The following is a 14,304-nucleotide window of genomic DNA, read 5'->3' on the forward strand; positions in this document are numbered from 1 at the left end:
GCTACTATGGTTTATCGTTATCGTACCAATCTCAAAAAAGTATTTCTAACAGATTCAGAGTTACATCAATTGAATGAGCGAATCGACAAGAGTCACTGTCAAAATTTTTCAGTCTATGCCAGAAAAGTGTTGTTGAATCCCAATATGTCATTTGTCACCATTAACACGGATACCTATGACCAGTTAGTATTTGAATTGAGACGGATTGGAAATAACATTAATCAAATTGCGCGTGCAATCAATCAAAGCCATTTGATTTCTCAGGAACAGTTACAAGAATTGAGTAAGGGAGTTAGTGAGTTAATTACTGGCGTAGAGAAAGAATTTCAAGTGGAAGTGAAAAGATTGAAGGAGCTCTATGGTAGTCACTAAACACTTTGCGACACACGGAAAAAAATATCGTAGGCGTTTAATTAAGTATATTCTCAATCCTGATAAAACGGACAATTTGAAATTGGTATCTGATTTTGGCATGAGCAATTATTTAGACTTCCCTAGCTATGAAGAAATGGTAGAAATGTACAATGTCAACTTTACCAATAACGACAAGTTGTACGAATCCAGAAATGACCGACAAGAAAAACATCAACAAAATATCCATGCCCATCACCTCATTCAATCATTTTCTCCTGAAGATAATCTGACACCTGAAGAAATTAACCGCATTGGTTATGAGACCATGATGGAATTAACAGGGGGCCGTTTTCGTTTCATCGTGGCAACTCATACAGACAATGATCATGTTCATAATCACATCCTAATCAACGCCATTGACCGTAATTCAGATAAAAAGTTGATATGGAATTATGCCTTGGAACGAAACCTTCGTATGATTTCAGATCGTATTTCTAAAGTGGCTGGAGCGAAAATTATTGAAAAACGTTTCTCCTACCGTGACTATCAAAAATATAGGCAGTCTAGTCATAAATTTGAATTGAAGCAACGCCTTTATTTTTTGATGCAGCACTCAAAGTCCTTTGATGATTTTTTAGAAAAAGCGGTGCAGTTACATGTTCATATTGATTTTAGTCAGAAGCATAGTCGATTCATGATGACGGATAGAGCAATGACAAAACCAATTCGAGGACGCCAACTCAGCAAACGAGATTTATATGATGAAGAATTTTTTCGTACACATTTTGCCAAGCAAGAGATTGAAAGTCGTTTAGAATTTTTGTTGAACCGTGTCAATTCTTTAGAAGAGTTACTAACAAAAGCAAAAGAATTGCATCTAACCATTGACTTAAAACAAAAAAATGTAATCTTTATACTTGAAGAAAATGGAAAGCAATTCAGTCTGAGTCATAAAAAAATAAGTGATAAGAAATTATATGATGTCAATTTTTTTCAAGATTATTTTAAAAATAAGGAAGTCGGTGATTCAGAAGGCTTAGAGAATTTACAGGAGCAGTACCATGCTTTTCAAGAAGAACGTGATAAGGAGAAGGTAGCCACTGAAGAAATTGAGGAAGCCTTTGAGGAATTTAAGAAGAAGCGAGATGCCGTTCACGAATTTGAAGTGGAACTTGCAGGACACCAAATAGAGAAGTTAGTTGATGAGGGCGTTTATATCAAGGTGTCTTTTGGTGTAAAGCAGAGCGGTTTTATTTTCATTCCTAACTATCAATTAGATATTCTTGAAGAAGAGAATCAGACAAAATATAAAGTCTATATCCGTGAGACAACCTCATACTTTATCTATAACAAAGAACATTCGGATAAGAATCAGTATATAAAAGGACGAACCTTGATTAGACAGCTAACCAACGATAGTCGAGCAATACCATACAGACGACCGACTGTTGAAAGACTTCAAGAAAAGATTTTTGAGATTAACCTCTTGATTGAGTTAACAGAGACAGACAAAAAATACCAGGTCATCAAAGACGAACTGGTCGCAGAAATAGCAGAGATAGACATCAAACTGACTCAAATAAATGAAAAAATCGCCACCTTAAACAAGATGGCGGAAGTGTTTATTAATCATAAAAGTATAGATAAGAGTAGTAGGAAGTTAGTAAGATATGAATTATCAAAACTAAATATTCCCGAGAATGTAACTTTAAAGAATATAGAATATGAGGTTGCAAAATTAAATAAACAACTAATTCAGCAAATTGATCTATATGAAAAATCAGTTAGAAAACTGGAAATTTATTTAAAACAATTTGATATAAATAAACATCGAATTTCTAGAGATAAAATTGAAATTGAATTTTAAAGGATTTGAGTACATATTACGACTAATAGAAAAACTTGATATATAAGGGATTTATTGATGCAAAGATACTAATTACTGATACAGTTATTAAAACGACTAAAGTAATTGGAGTGAAATCGGGTGAAGTTGTGTTAGAAACGAAAGAAGAAGTAGAAGAAATACCTCAACCATTTGACACAATACCGTTATTTTTTTAGATGAGATTAATTCTTTGTTTTCCAAAGACACATCATGTTGAGGCGGTAAGTTTGCTAGTCAAGGAGTAAAACGACGAAGATTAGCATTTACTTCCGCCCATGCGATAGCTGTCCGTGATTGACAAGTGCTAGCACGCAGACAGAACGGAGATAGCGAACCGCTGAGTGTGTCGCTCTGCTCGTAAAAGCTTAGAAACCTTTGAACGAAAGGGATAATGAAAGCCTTGATTGCAAGGCTTTTTGCTTTATGGTGGGTAAGTATCAGAGTGAGAAAATTTTTGGAATGAGTAGAAGTGATAGCTAGAAATTATCAGTTTCTATTTCCATTTACCCTGTGGGTACGTGTTTGTTTCCATTGACAAGGAGTTTGTGGGAATAGAAATGTACCCACCTTGTTTGAATCAAGTGAAGTGTAGTTGAAGGAAATCTGTTGAAAGCAATACTTCATTTTACCGAATAAGTAATAATTTAGGCAACTTCAAATCGATTAAAAAAAACTATTTTAAAGGTTAAGAGTAGACAAAAATTGTCCACTCTTTTTTGCAAACTCAATTTATCAATAAATGAAATGAGGGAATGTAAAATGAAATATTTTGAGGTTGAGTTAGAAAATCCTGATGAATTTTTAAAACTACAAACAGAAGATTTTGTGAAAGCTAATCGCTTGCTACTAAGGAAGATAATCCAGAGCGTTACAGTCTATGAAGAAAACTTCGTCATATCCTTTAAATCTGGCATCGAATTGGAAGTATGAGTCTCATTCCATAACTTTTATATTGAACATATCATCTTGTTGTGTTATACTATAAATTGATATAAACAAAGATGTAGGAGGAACCGAAACTATGACAGCCTCAATGCGTTTAAGATAAGCTGGCAATAAAAAAAGCAGAATCTATACCCGATGATAGGCTTTTTTGTTGTGCTTATTTATACGATATTGAGCATTCATTAGTTACGGTGAGGATATTGGTTATTTAACTATACCTTTATTTAACTATGTCTTTAATATGAATGTTTCCAAATTGTATGTATGCAGACCAAAAGCCACATTGTGGGGTTTGGCCTGCATTTTTTATTGCCTAGAATGCTATTCAAAATAGAAATTCAAGCAAAATAATATGCAGGAGATAATATAAATGGAAAAATACAACAATTGGAAACGAAAATTTTATGCAATATGGGCAGGGCAAGCAGTATCATTAATCACTAGTGCCATCCTGCAAATGGCGATTATTTTTTACCTTACAGAAAAAACAGGATCTGCGATGGTCTTGTCTATGGCTTCATTAGTAGGTTTTTTACCCTATGCGATTTTGGGACCTGCCATTGGTGTGCTAGTGGATCGTCATGATAGGAAGAAGATAATGATTGGTGCCGATTTAATTATCGCAGCAGCTGGTGCAGTGCTTGCTATTGTTGCATTCTGTATGGAGCTACCTGTCTGGATGATTATGATAGTATTGTTTATCCGTAGCATTGGAACAGCTTTTCATACCCCAGCACTCAATGCGGTTACACCACTTTTAGTACCAGAAGAACAGCTAACGAAATGCGCAGGCTATAGTCAGTCTTTGCAGTCTATAAGCTATATTGTTAGTCCGGCAGTTGCAGCACTCTTATACTCCGTTTGGGATTTAAATGCTATTATTGCCATCGACGTATTGGGTGCTGTGATTGCATCTATTACGGTAGCAATTGTACGTATACCTAAGCTGGGTAATCAAGTGCAAAGTTTAGAACCAAATTTCATAAGGGAGATGAAAGAAGGAGTTGTGGTTCTGAGACAAAACAAAGGATTGTTTGCCTTATTACTCTTAGGAACACTATATACTTTTGTTTATATGCCAATCAATGCACTATTTCCTTTAATAAGCATGGAACACTTTAATGGAACGCCTGTGCATATTTCTATTACGGAAATTTCCTTTGCATTTGGGATGCTAGCAGGAGGCTTATTATTAGGAAGATTAGGGGGCTTCGAAAAGCATGTATTACTAATAACAAGTTCATTTTTTATAATGGGGACCAGTTTAGCCGTTTCGGGAATACTTCCTCCAAATGGATTTGTAATATTCGTAGTTTGCTGTGCAATAATGGGGCTTTCGGTGCCATTTTATAGCGGTGTGCAAACAGCTCTTTTTCAGGAGAAAATTAAGCCTGAATATTTAGGACGTGTATTTTCTTTGATCGGAAGTATCATGTCACTTGCTATGCCAATTGGGTTAATTCTTTCTGGATTCTTTGCTGATAAAATCGGTGTAAATCATTGGTTTTTACTATCAGGTATTTTAATTATTGGCATTGCTATAGTTTGCCAAATGATAACTGAGGTTAGAAAATTAGATTTAAAATAAACAATATTGGAGGAAATGTTATGGAATTAATATTAAAAGCAAAAGACATTCGTGTGGAATTCAAAGGACGCGATGTTTTAGATATAAATGAATTAGAAGTATATGATTATGACCGTATTGGTTTAGTAGGAGCAAATGGTGCTGGAAAAAGCACTTTACTCAGGGTACTTTTAGGAGAATTAACTCCCCCAGGATGTAAAATGAATCGTCTGGGTGAACTTGCCTATATTCCCCAGTTGGACGAAGTAACTCTGCAGGAGGAAAAAGATTTTGCACTTGTAGGCAAGCTAGGTGTTGAGCAATTAAATATACAGACTATGAGCGGTGGTGAAGAAACAAGGCTTAAAATAGCACAGGCCTTATCGGCACAGGTTCATGGTATTTTAGCGGATGAACCTACGAGCCATTTAGACCGTGAAGGAATTGATTTTCTAATAGGACAGCTAAAATATTTTACAGGTGCACTGTTAGTTATTAGCCATGACCGCTATTTTCTTGATGAAATAGTAGATAAAATATGGGAACTGAAAGATGGCAAAATCACTGAGTATTGGGGAAACTATTCTGATTATCTTCGTCAGAAAGAGGAAGAACGTAAGAGCCAAGCTGCAGAATACGAACAATTTATTGCGGAACGTGCCCGATTGGAAAGGGCTGCGGAGGAAAAGCGAAAACAGGCTCGTAAAATAGAACAGAAGGCAAAAGGTTCTTCAAAGAAAAAAAGTACTGAAGACGGAGGGCGTTTAGCTCATCAAAAATCAATAGGAAGTAAGGAAAAAAAGATGTATAATGCTGCTAAAACCCTAGAGCACAGGATTGCGGCCTTAGGAAAAGTAGAAGCTCCGGAAGGCATTCGCAGAATTCGTTTCAGGCAAAGTAAAGCATTGGAGCTCCATAATCCATACCCTATAGTCGGTGCAGAAATTAATAAAGTATTTGGGGATAAGGCTCTGTTTGAAAATGCATCTTTTCAAATTCCGTTAGGAGCAAAAGTGGCGTTAACTGGTGGTAATGGAATCGGAAAAACAACTTTAATCCAAATGATCTTAAACCATGAAGAAGGAATTTCTATTTCGCCTAAGGCAAAAATAGGTTACTTTGCACAGAATGGTTACAAGTACAACAGTAATCAGAATGTTATGGAGTTTATGCAGAAGGATTGTGACTACAATATATCAGAAATTCGTTCAGTGCTAGCATCTATGGGGTTCAAACAGAACGATATTGGAAAAAGTTTATCTGTTTTAAGCGGTGGAGAAATTATAAAATTGTTGCTTGCTAAAATGCTCATGGGTAGATATAACATCCTAATAATGGATGAACCCAGTAACTTCCTTGACATACTAAGTTTAGAGGCTTTGGAAATACTAATGAAGGAGTACACCGGAACTATCGTGTTTATCACCCACGATAAACGATTACTCGAAAATGTAGCAGATGTAGTTTATGAAATTAGAGATAAGAAAATAAATCTGAAACATTAAATTTAAGGTAGTCGCTGGTCAGTATAGTCTGTTCTGGTTGGCGACTCCATTGTTAAAGAGTATAAAGACTTTAGATTTTATGAATATTAAAAATAGGAACAGTCAATTGAACTGCTCCTATTTTTCTGCTAAATATATTGTAGTTTTCTTATATGTATAATGATAGATTAGCGGATTCTCATCTACGGTACTTACTTCAAATATGAAGAAGTGATCGCGGTTATCTCTGGACTTTTCCTTATTGAGGACAAAGTAATTCTTACGTGAAGTCGCCATTGTTTTTAGGATATCATCAGTTAGGAAGGTCAATGGAATATTCATGTTAGAGTAGCGGTAGAAGTCACGTTCAAAATCTTGGTAGCTCTCGCTATAATAGTCCATTTGTAGGTGATTACGCTGAAACTCAAGCTGATTCATAGAGCTCCTCCTCGACAAGTTCAATACTAATAATGTCTTTTAATTTCAAATTGATGTGACCTGTTGTAGTTTTTATCAAAATGAAATCTTTGGTCAGACTTGGTATTGTTCCAGTGTAGGAAACACGCTTGTTTTTTTCAATCACTTGAATGCGTGTGCGTAGCTGCCCGGCGTATACTTGACTGAGGAGTAATAATTTCTTCTCTAGTGATAAGTCAGACATGTACGTTACTTTGTTTGTATCATCAGAGAGTGCTGATGCATGTTCAGATAGGAAAAAGCCCATCCATTTTTGCATCTTTGTATCCTGGTACTCTCTTGCTGATTGAAATGGTAAATATGAACGGTCAATCATTTTAATCCCTCCAATACACCAGCGGAATGACCGCCAATAAGTTTACTGCGTTCAATATTTTAGGAACCTTCAGTTAGGACGGTTCCTTTTTGTATGGCTAAAAAGCCAAACTGTTCTCTGACAACATCAATAGCTGTCTGAAGTCTATTTTCTTTTTCAATTTCTTCTACATCATGCAAAATGAGGACAACCCTTTTACTACCAAGGTGTTCTGTGCAGAATGCGGTTCAGCTTTTGGACGTAAGAACTGGACGACCAGTCGTGGCAAACGTAAAGTTTGGCAGTGTAACAACCGTTATAAGGTAAAGGGACAGATTGGTTGTCAGAATAACCATATCGATGAGGGAACACTAGAGAAAGCTGTAATGATGGCAGTTAAACTACTGAGTGAGAATATGGATTTGTTGCATGGAAAGTGGAATAAGATCTTGGAAGAAAACCAGTTATTAGAAAAGCATTACAGTGTGTTACTGGCTGAATTGATAAATAAGGAGTGTTGGGAATATGATTCCTTTGAGATGTGTCAGGTACTAGATAGTATTTTGATTTCGGAGGATGGACAGATAACCGTTAGATTTTTGGAAGGAACAGAAGTTGATTTATAAGGCTGTAGGCATAGTATAGTTCACTATGTTTGCAGCCTTTTTTCTTGTTTAGTGGTATAATTATATGTAGGATTTTTTTAATATCGGTTACTTTTTATGAATTAACCAAAAAACTAAAATGGAGTTGTTTTATAATGAGATATTCTGAAGAAGCATTACAATCATGGATTAAGCCGTTATCTGCCACTGAAGAAACACGGGTTGAAAATACTATTGGAATGATTAAAGATGCAATAGAAAGGAGTGGGCTCTCTTCAAAGTATGAATATGAAATTTTTGCCCAAGGTTCTTATGCAAATAATACGAATGTAAAGAAAAATAGCGACATTGATATCTGTATCATGGTGAAATCTTTATTTTATTGTGAGTATGTAGATGGGTTATCGGACCTAGACTATAATTACTCTAGTAGCAGCACCAATGCTAATGTATTTAAAAACGAAGTGATTAAAGCGTTAATTTCAAAATTTGGTGCAGAATCAGTTTCTATTGGCAATAAGTGTATCAATATTAATTCTAACTCATATCACGTAAATGCAGATGTAGTCCCATGTTTTCAATATCGAAATTATAGATATATTGGTAGCAGGTCATCTGAAAAATTTGTTGAAGGCATCAAATTTTTTACCTCAAACGGAAATTATGAAGTAATTAATTATCCTAAAGTTCATATACAAAATGGTATCTCTAAGAATAAATCTACTCACTATAAATATAAATATTTAGTTAGGATTATGAAGCATATTAAGAACGAGATGCAGGAGCTAGGATTGACAAACGAACGCATTTCTTCATATTTGATAGAATGTTTGGTCTGGAATATACCTGAACAGATGTTTTTCAATAGTAATAGCTACACAGGGTTGTTACAGCAAGCGTTATATTACATAGTGTCTCAAGTGAATTTAAATTGGGTTGAAGTAAGTGGAATGTATTACCTTTTTCGTTCAGAGAAGAAATGGAATTTACAGGATACAAAAACTTTTTTAGTTAGAATGATTGAATTTTTGGATTATAAATAAAACTTATGAATGAACAGCAGAAAAAATTTTTGAATATTACAATATGGGTTTTTGCAATTTGCTTGTTATTAAGATTGTTAATAAGTGGCCAAGAGATTGCAGTGAATCTTAAATCTGATATTTTGGCATTGGTATATTCAGCCATTGGGTATATTGGTGAAGCTATATCAGTTACAGCAATTATTATGGCTATTTTTGAAAAAACAGCATGGCGGTGGCCATTACTATCTAAGATTCATAATGTTCCAATTTTATTTGCGAATTATGTAGGTAGTTTCAAGACGGACTATGATCAGAATGAAAGAAATTGTGAACTTACTATTGAACAGTCATTTACGACTATTAAAGTTAAGTTTAAAACGGGTGAAAGTTCGAGCCATAGCATTACAGCATCAATTATCAATGATAATGGAACACAAAAATTAATTTATACATATTTAAATAGCCCAAGGGCTGAATTGCAAAGTCCTATACATTATGGGACGGTAATTCTTGATATTGATAATCCAAATCAACTAGAAGGAAATTATTATACTAATCGAGGAACCAAAGGTTCAATGAGTTTTGAGATAAACAACCCTTCTCGCTAGTTGGATTTGTAAAGATTTAAATAAAGAAAGAAGAACTAACTATCGGAAACTTGGCATAGATGTAACAATACTGTATATTAACGAAGCCGTAAATACTCGCATTAGTTACGTTTAATAGTTTAATACGGATATTCAGCAGCTTTGATTTCGTTTCACAGTATAGGTAGTAACCGTCAAGACATGTGGAGGCGGTAGTTTTGATGTCAAAAGTTGCAACCAGTGAATAAATGAAGTGTAGAAAATAAAGGCTTGTTCAATTCAATATATAATGAATTACCGGCACCCAAACCAAAGAAAAAGAAATAATTAAATTAGAAGTTGAAGGGGGGAAGAATGAGAATCGGAGTTATTCAAGCAAGTTTGCAAGCGACCAAAAATCAAATAATCTATGATGCTGTATTAAAGTATGCTCCAAAGAAATCTGAGGTTATAAATTTTGGCTGTACGATGGAAGAAAATGGAAAATACTCGTATATAGAAATTTCTATTCTTATAGGTATCTTGTTGGCAAGTAGGACAGTTGATTTCGTTGTTACGGGCTGTTCTTCCGGACAAGGAATGATGCTTGCTTGTAATAGTATGCCTGATGTCATTTGCGGGTATGCACCTACACCGAAGGATGCCTATTTATTTGCTCAGATTAATAATGGAAATGCGATATCATTACCATTAGGTGAAGATTATACATGGTCAGGTACTGAAAATCTTGAAAAAACAATAGAAGCTCTTTTCTCAGAGCCATTTGGGCAAGGATACCCTAAAAGTGAGGCAGAGAGAAAGATAAGAGATGCCGAGCAACTTAAAGAGATAAGAAGAATCGGACAGGTTCAGTTTAAAGAATTAGTAAATATACTAGATATATCACTGCTTGAATCAATCAAGAGGAAACAGGATGTAATTCAGAATGTAAAGGCGTATGGGAAGAAAGAAATAGCTGATTTAATGAAATGAGTAAATCACAGTTTGTCGTTTTAACGATAGCCTTATTTAATCATTAAAAGGTATGTGAATATGTTTTCAGATACAGACAAGACTACCTGACATACTTAGTGAGCACTCGTTTCAATTAGAATATGTGAGTTTGTTATAGAAACTTAGTTAAACATCTCGCTTTTTCATTTCAAGGCGAGAGGTTTCAAAGCTCCACTGGAGCTTTGAACTCCCCAAACCATTTGAGTCCCATAAACGCATCATACTGAGGCAGTAGCTTTGTTGCGAAGAGTAAAAGGATGAAAATCTTTTATTTCAAGCGTTTTGTCTTTGTAGATAAAGGCAATTTTAACATCAAAAAAGTCCTAAAAAGGTACATGGAAGTAAATGTATTTACGGATATCGCCCACATATCGGAAAAATAAATACAACAATAAATATTTATATCTCAAGCGAGAACTATTCTATATGGTTCTCGTTTTTTTGCGTTTAAGGAGAAATTTTGTAGAAAGAAATGCAGTCATCACATCATATCGTGATTTCTTATCTAGTCCGACAAATGGACCTGGATATTGTTGAAGCAACAACTGTGATGGCTGATTTGGAAAAGAGTGGTTTGGTTCAAATCCAACCAGGTGATGAACTGGAGATAAAAGAGTGGGGAGGTATCTCATGAAAAAGATTACAGCAAATCAATATCAAACGTCTGGCGCTATTACAAGATCCCAAAGATTCTCTTTGAGGATGAACGAGGGACATGAAACTGAAAGTCAAGGTGGTTTATGCGGTTCTTAAAGACCGCCAAGAGCTGTCTCTTAGTCTTAGTTGGGAGGACAATCCCTATTATACCAATTGGCTTAATGATTTCTTTGGAAATACGGGTAAGTCCAGCTAGTCTCGCTTTCTAACCTACTGGGAGGGTAATTCAAGAAACAAGTTACTAAAATGCAAAACCAGAGAGACAGAGTAGTATTACCAGATTGAAAAGGTTTTTTGTCAACCAAATGGAGTCACAGCCCAAAGTGATTCTAAGGCTTTGGAAAGTTTGCGAAGGGATGGTAACTCGATTCCAGGAGGTAGCGATGGTATTGTTATGCTATGGCCAGTGTACCTGGGGAGAAGCAGCTCGCATCAAGCAGTTAGGATTAAAACTCAAGGACAGAAATGGGGAAAAGATTCCTATTATCAACATCATGGGAAATGCTCGAGACTAGGTGGCAACCGCTGCAATTCTGGGTGGTGAAACAGGCTCTATTCCAAGAGCTGAAGTTATTATCTCATTTGTCGATGACAGTCATGGGACATTTGTTCCTTATGGTCATGTGTCTTTTGTCAAGGAGGTCTATCCAGATGATTCATTTCCGGTATCGGAAACCAATGTCTATGGAAGACGATTTAGTGCCATGAATTTTGCTTATGCGACGAAATAGAGAGTCTTTAATTGAAATTTTCTAATATTTTGGTGACTTATAGTTTTTGTAAGTCACTTTTTATTATCAAAAAACTTGCATTTTATCATTTAAAATGATAAAATACGTACAAAATGATAAAAAGGAAAAACAATGAATGTTCAAAAGATAATTTCTATTTTTCAATCGTTTTATATTAATGTAAGTGTTGAAAAAATAGCTTTAACTTTACCAATTAGTTTTGAAAAAAGATTTCAATATGTCCAAATGAAGTTTCATAAGGAGTCATTTTTATTGATTAAAGAAAAGAGAAGAGGAAGTTTAGACTCATTTGTTACTCAAGCTCGTATTATGGGTGAAAAAGCTAGCATGGACGTTGTTTTGGTATTTTCAAAGCTATCTGACATTGAAAAAAAACAACTCCTTCAAGCTAGAGTTCCTTTTGCAGATTTCAAGGGAAATCTCTTTTTTCCTCCATTGGGATTAGTATTGAATGCTAATGATGATGTTGTAGCATCTAAAGAATTAACACCTAGTGAACAATTAACTTGGATTGCCTTTTTATTGACAAAAGGTCAAAAAGAAGTAGATGTTGATATGCTTTCACAGGTAACTGGACTTCCAAACTCAACGATTTATAGGTGCTTGAGGACTTTTAAAACTTTAGATTGGTTAAATAAGCCAAATAAACTTTACACCTATACAGCATCAAAAAAAGAATTATTCTTAAAATCAGAATCCTATTTATTTAATCCAATCAAAAAACGGCTCTTATTGCCAGATGTAGATCTAAAGAATATAAAATCTGCTTCTAGTCTTCTATACGGTGGTACGTATGCTTTATCCTATTTGACCTTTTTAGCTGAATCGGATGAAAATAGTAGCTATGTCATATCACAGAGACAATTCAATAAATTATCCTTGCCATTATTTCAGCATGTTTTAGAAGGCAAGGTATTAGAAATATGGCGATATCGCCCTTTTGTATCGGAATTTTGGAACGGTTTTAAAGAAAATCAAGATAGACAGTTTGTAGATCCTATTTCACTTTATTTGACCTTAAAAGATGATGATGATCCACGTGTGGAGGAAGAGATTGAAGCACTAAAAAATAATATATTACAGTATCTAGGAGAAGATGATGTCAGCTAATACGAAAGCTATTTTTCAAGAAATGTTTGCGAGTTTTCAAGACTATTATGTTTTGATTGGAGGGACTGCAACCTCTATTGTATTGGACTCGCAAGGATTTAAAAGTCGGACAACAAAAGATTATGATATGGTAATCATTGATGAATTAAAAAATAAGGAATTTTATGATACCTTGAATCACTTTTTAGAATTGGGAGAATATCAAGGAAGTCAGAAGGATGAAAAAGCACAGCTATTTCGATTTACAACAAATAAACCTGAGTTTCCTTCTATGATTGAACTATTTAGCATTTTACCAGAATACCCATTAAAGAAGGAGGGGAGAGAAACACCCTTACATTTTGATGAAGATGCTAGTTTGTCGGCCTTATTATTGGATAAGGATTATTATAATATATTGGTGCATGAAAAAGAATCCATTCAGGGATACTCGGTGTTGAGTAATCGTGGTTTAATTATTTTCAAGGCTAAAGCTTGGTTGGATATGAGAGAACGCTCTGCCACAGGTATTCAAGGTTTAAGTAAAGCCATAAAAAAACATTTGAACGATATTACTCGATTAACAGCTCTATTAGTAGGGAGTGAAAAGCTATCAAATATAACCTCTAGTGACACGGTAAAAGCAGATATGCACCGTTTTGTGATAGAACTTGAGTCTGTGATATCAACTATTCCTCAAAATGATGATATTTTATTGAATCGAAATGAAGTTTTTGAAATTTTGAAAGATTTTTTAGATAGTTAAAATAATTGTAGTAACATAGGTATATTGGAATGTGACATACTTGTTTTTGTCTGGGAGGACTGATGCGTCAGCTCTCCCGTTTTTTATGTTCAAGTCACTTGACTTAGTTCAGGTAGTTTTTTGCTGTTCTTTTTCATGCGATAACTATTTCAAGGCGTTTTGGTAGTATTAGAGAGAAAACTAAATAGTAGGAGGTAGTTACATGTTGATTCAAGAAAAAGGCGAGAAACATGTTTTTCGTAAAAGCAAAAAATACGCTCCTTTGTTCGGTTGCGATTGAAAATTTGATGACCGCAGTTGTTGGTCTAGGTGGGCAACTTGTTCATGCAGATGAGGTTGTGAGAACTGAAAATCCTGCTTCCAATCTTATCCAAGCAAAGCCAGCTGATAGTACTGAACATATAATCCAAGCCAAATTAAGTGGTCAGGCAAGTGGAGAATTAACCTTTACCGTTTCGAACGAGGAATTAGATAAAGTAGCCCAAGTAGCTAAGCATGAAGCTGTTCAAGTTATCACAGATAAGGAAGTCAATCTAGCTACAATAAAAACAGCTGTGGAAACAAGCGTCGCTCTTTCAAAAGTACAGACTGACTCTGATAAGCAGGTCTCGGAAGTTAAGAAAGTGACAGCTGGTTATGCATTGAGAAATTATGGCCTATCTCCTTTAAAATCAATCAAATTTAACAAGGCTAGATGGAAAGAAATGGTAAAACCTTATTTTGAAAAAAACGATGTTTTTACTATGCCTCAAAATGAAAATATAAGTTTCTAAAAGGAACAGAAGTAAATCTGTGTTTAACTGCAACTAGTAAGTTGCAG

The 14,304-nt window shown here is 34.9% G+C and carries 17 protein-coding genes and 3 pseudogenes; 17 read left to right on the top strand and 3 right to left on the bottom strand.

Features of this window, described 5'->3' with window-relative positions; translation table 11 throughout:
- Positions 1 to 6: 6 nt before the first annotated feature.
- From mobC to msr(D), 5 genes are all read left to right on the top strand, one after another.
- A complete protein-coding gene (gene mobC, locus ACLNCP_RS00620) occupies positions 7 to 372 on the top strand; it encodes a plasmid mobilization relaxosome protein MobC (protein ID WP_000263053.1) in 366 nt (121 codons plus the stop codon).
- Positions 359 to 2,221 carry an SAG1250 family conjugative relaxase gene (locus ACLNCP_RS00625; RefSeq protein ID WP_424843861.1) on the top strand — a complete coding sequence of 621 codons (1,863 nt, stop codon included), beginning with the start codon at positions 359 to 361 and terminating at the stop codon, positions 2,219 to 2,221. The genes mobC and ACLNCP_RS00625 overlap by 14 nt, the downstream gene beginning before the upstream one ends.
- Before the next feature lie 780 nt (positions 2,222 to 3,001).
- Positions 3,002 to 3,172, top strand: coding sequence for a hypothetical protein (locus ACLNCP_RS00630; protein WP_000873143.1), 171 nt, complete (start codon positions 3,002 to 3,004; stop codon positions 3,170 to 3,172).
- A gap of 385 nt (positions 3,173 to 3,557) precedes the next feature.
- Entirely contained in the window at positions 3,558 to 4,775 is a 1,218-nt protein-coding gene (mef(A), locus tag ACLNCP_RS00635; protein ID WP_000417519.1) for a macrolide efflux MFS transporter Mef(A), read from the top strand.
- A gap of 20 nt (positions 4,776 to 4,795) precedes the next feature.
- The gene (msr(D), locus tag ACLNCP_RS00640; RefSeq protein WP_424843862.1) at positions 4,796 to 6,259 is read left to right on the top strand and encodes an ABC-F type ribosomal protection protein Msr(D); all 1,464 of its coding nucleotides are present in this window, start codon (positions 4,796 to 4,798) and stop codon (positions 6,257 to 6,259) included.
- Positions 6,260 to 6,376: 117 nt separating this feature from the next.
- Here msr(D) and ACLNCP_RS00645 read toward each other — a convergent pair whose 3' ends face one another.
- From ACLNCP_RS00645 to ACLNCP_RS00655, 3 genes and pseudogenes are all read right to left on the bottom strand, one after another.
- Complete coding sequence (locus ACLNCP_RS00645) at positions 6,377 to 6,676, bottom strand: DUF5960 family protein (protein ID WP_001072467.1); 300 nt, start codon at positions 6,674 to 6,676, stop codon at positions 6,377 to 6,379.
- Positions 6,663 to 7,031: a hypothetical protein gene (locus ACLNCP_RS00650; RefSeq protein ID WP_424843863.1), complete on the bottom strand. Its 369-nt coding sequence runs from the start codon at positions 7,029 to 7,031 to the stop codon at positions 6,663 to 6,665. Before ACLNCP_RS00650 ends, ACLNCP_RS00645 begins: the two co-directional genes overlap by 14 nt.
- Positions 7,028 to 7,207 (bottom strand): annotated as a pseudogene (locus ACLNCP_RS00655) (DNA polymerase); the annotation flags it as partial. The gene ACLNCP_RS00650 and the pseudogene ACLNCP_RS00655, both read right to left, overlap by 4 nt.
- Here ACLNCP_RS00655 and ACLNCP_RS00660 point away from each other — a divergent pair.
- The 12 genes and pseudogenes from ACLNCP_RS00660 to ACLNCP_RS00715 all read left to right on the top strand — a co-directional run bounded on the left by ACLNCP_RS00660 (position 7,205) and on the right by ACLNCP_RS00715 (position 14,257).
- Entirely contained in the window at positions 7,205 to 7,636 is a 432-nt protein-coding gene (locus ACLNCP_RS00660; RefSeq protein ID WP_001178677.1) for a zinc ribbon domain-containing protein, read from the top strand. The pseudogene ACLNCP_RS00655 and the gene ACLNCP_RS00660 overlap by 3 nt on opposite strands.
- Positions 7,637 to 7,770: 134 nt before the next feature.
- Positions 7,771 to 8,658, top strand: coding sequence for a nucleotidyltransferase domain-containing protein (locus ACLNCP_RS00665; RefSeq protein WP_049515269.1), 888 nt, complete (start codon positions 7,771 to 7,773; stop codon positions 8,656 to 8,658).
- 5 nt (positions 8,659 to 8,663) lie between these two features.
- The gene (locus ACLNCP_RS00670; protein ID WP_001005371.1) at positions 8,664 to 9,248 is read left to right on the top strand and encodes a hypothetical protein; all 585 of its coding nucleotides are present in this window, start codon (positions 8,664 to 8,666) and stop codon (positions 9,246 to 9,248) included.
- Between the two features lie 333 nt (positions 9,249 to 9,581).
- On the top strand, positions 9,582 to 10,199 hold the full coding sequence (locus ACLNCP_RS00675; RefSeq protein ID WP_049515267.1) for an RpiB/LacA/LacB family sugar-phosphate isomerase: 618 nt from the start codon (positions 9,582 to 9,584) through the stop codon (positions 10,197 to 10,199).
- 493 nt (positions 10,200 to 10,692) lie between these two features.
- The gene (locus ACLNCP_RS00680) at positions 10,693 to 10,854 is read left to right on the top strand and encodes a hypothetical protein (protein WP_424843864.1); all 162 of its coding nucleotides are present in this window, start codon (positions 10,693 to 10,695) and stop codon (positions 10,852 to 10,854) included.
- Positions 10,851 to 11,040 (top strand): annotated as a pseudogene (locus ACLNCP_RS00685) (replication initiator protein A); the annotation flags it as partial. The gene ACLNCP_RS00680 and the pseudogene ACLNCP_RS00685, both read left to right, overlap by 4 nt.
- Positions 11,041 to 11,260: 220 nt before the next feature.
- Positions 11,261 to 11,392, top strand: a complete 132-nt coding sequence (locus ACLNCP_RS00690; protein WP_424843865.1) for a hypothetical protein — start codon at positions 11,261 to 11,263, stop codon at positions 11,390 to 11,392.
- Positions 11,393 to 11,608, top strand: coding sequence for a CHAP domain-containing protein (locus ACLNCP_RS00695; protein ID WP_424843866.1), 216 nt, complete (start codon positions 11,393 to 11,395; stop codon positions 11,606 to 11,608). It abuts the gene before it with no gap.
- Positions 11,609 to 11,740: 132 nt separating this feature from the next.
- Entirely contained in the window at positions 11,741 to 12,739 is a 999-nt protein-coding gene (locus ACLNCP_RS00700) for a hypothetical protein (protein ID WP_424843867.1), read from the top strand.
- A pseudogene (locus ACLNCP_RS00705) lies at positions 12,729 to 13,193 on the top strand (hypothetical protein); the annotation flags it as partial. The gene ACLNCP_RS00700 and the pseudogene ACLNCP_RS00705, both read left to right, overlap by 11 nt.
- 30 nt (positions 13,194 to 13,223) lie before the next feature.
- Positions 13,224 to 13,484 carry a hypothetical protein gene (locus ACLNCP_RS00710; RefSeq protein ID WP_045763026.1) on the top strand — a complete coding sequence of 87 codons (261 nt, stop codon included), beginning with the start codon at positions 13,224 to 13,226 and terminating at the stop codon, positions 13,482 to 13,484.
- Between the two features lie 287 nt (positions 13,485 to 13,771).
- Positions 13,772 to 14,257 carry a hypothetical protein gene (locus ACLNCP_RS00715; RefSeq protein ID WP_277813589.1) on the top strand — a complete coding sequence of 162 codons (486 nt, stop codon included), beginning with the start codon at positions 13,772 to 13,774 and terminating at the stop codon, positions 14,255 to 14,257.
- Positions 14,258 to 14,304 lie beyond the last annotated feature (47 nt).

Source organism: Streptococcus sp. CL6.35, assembly GCF_049737915.1.
GTDB lineage: Bacteria > Bacillota > Bacilli > Lactobacillales > Streptococcaceae > Streptococcus.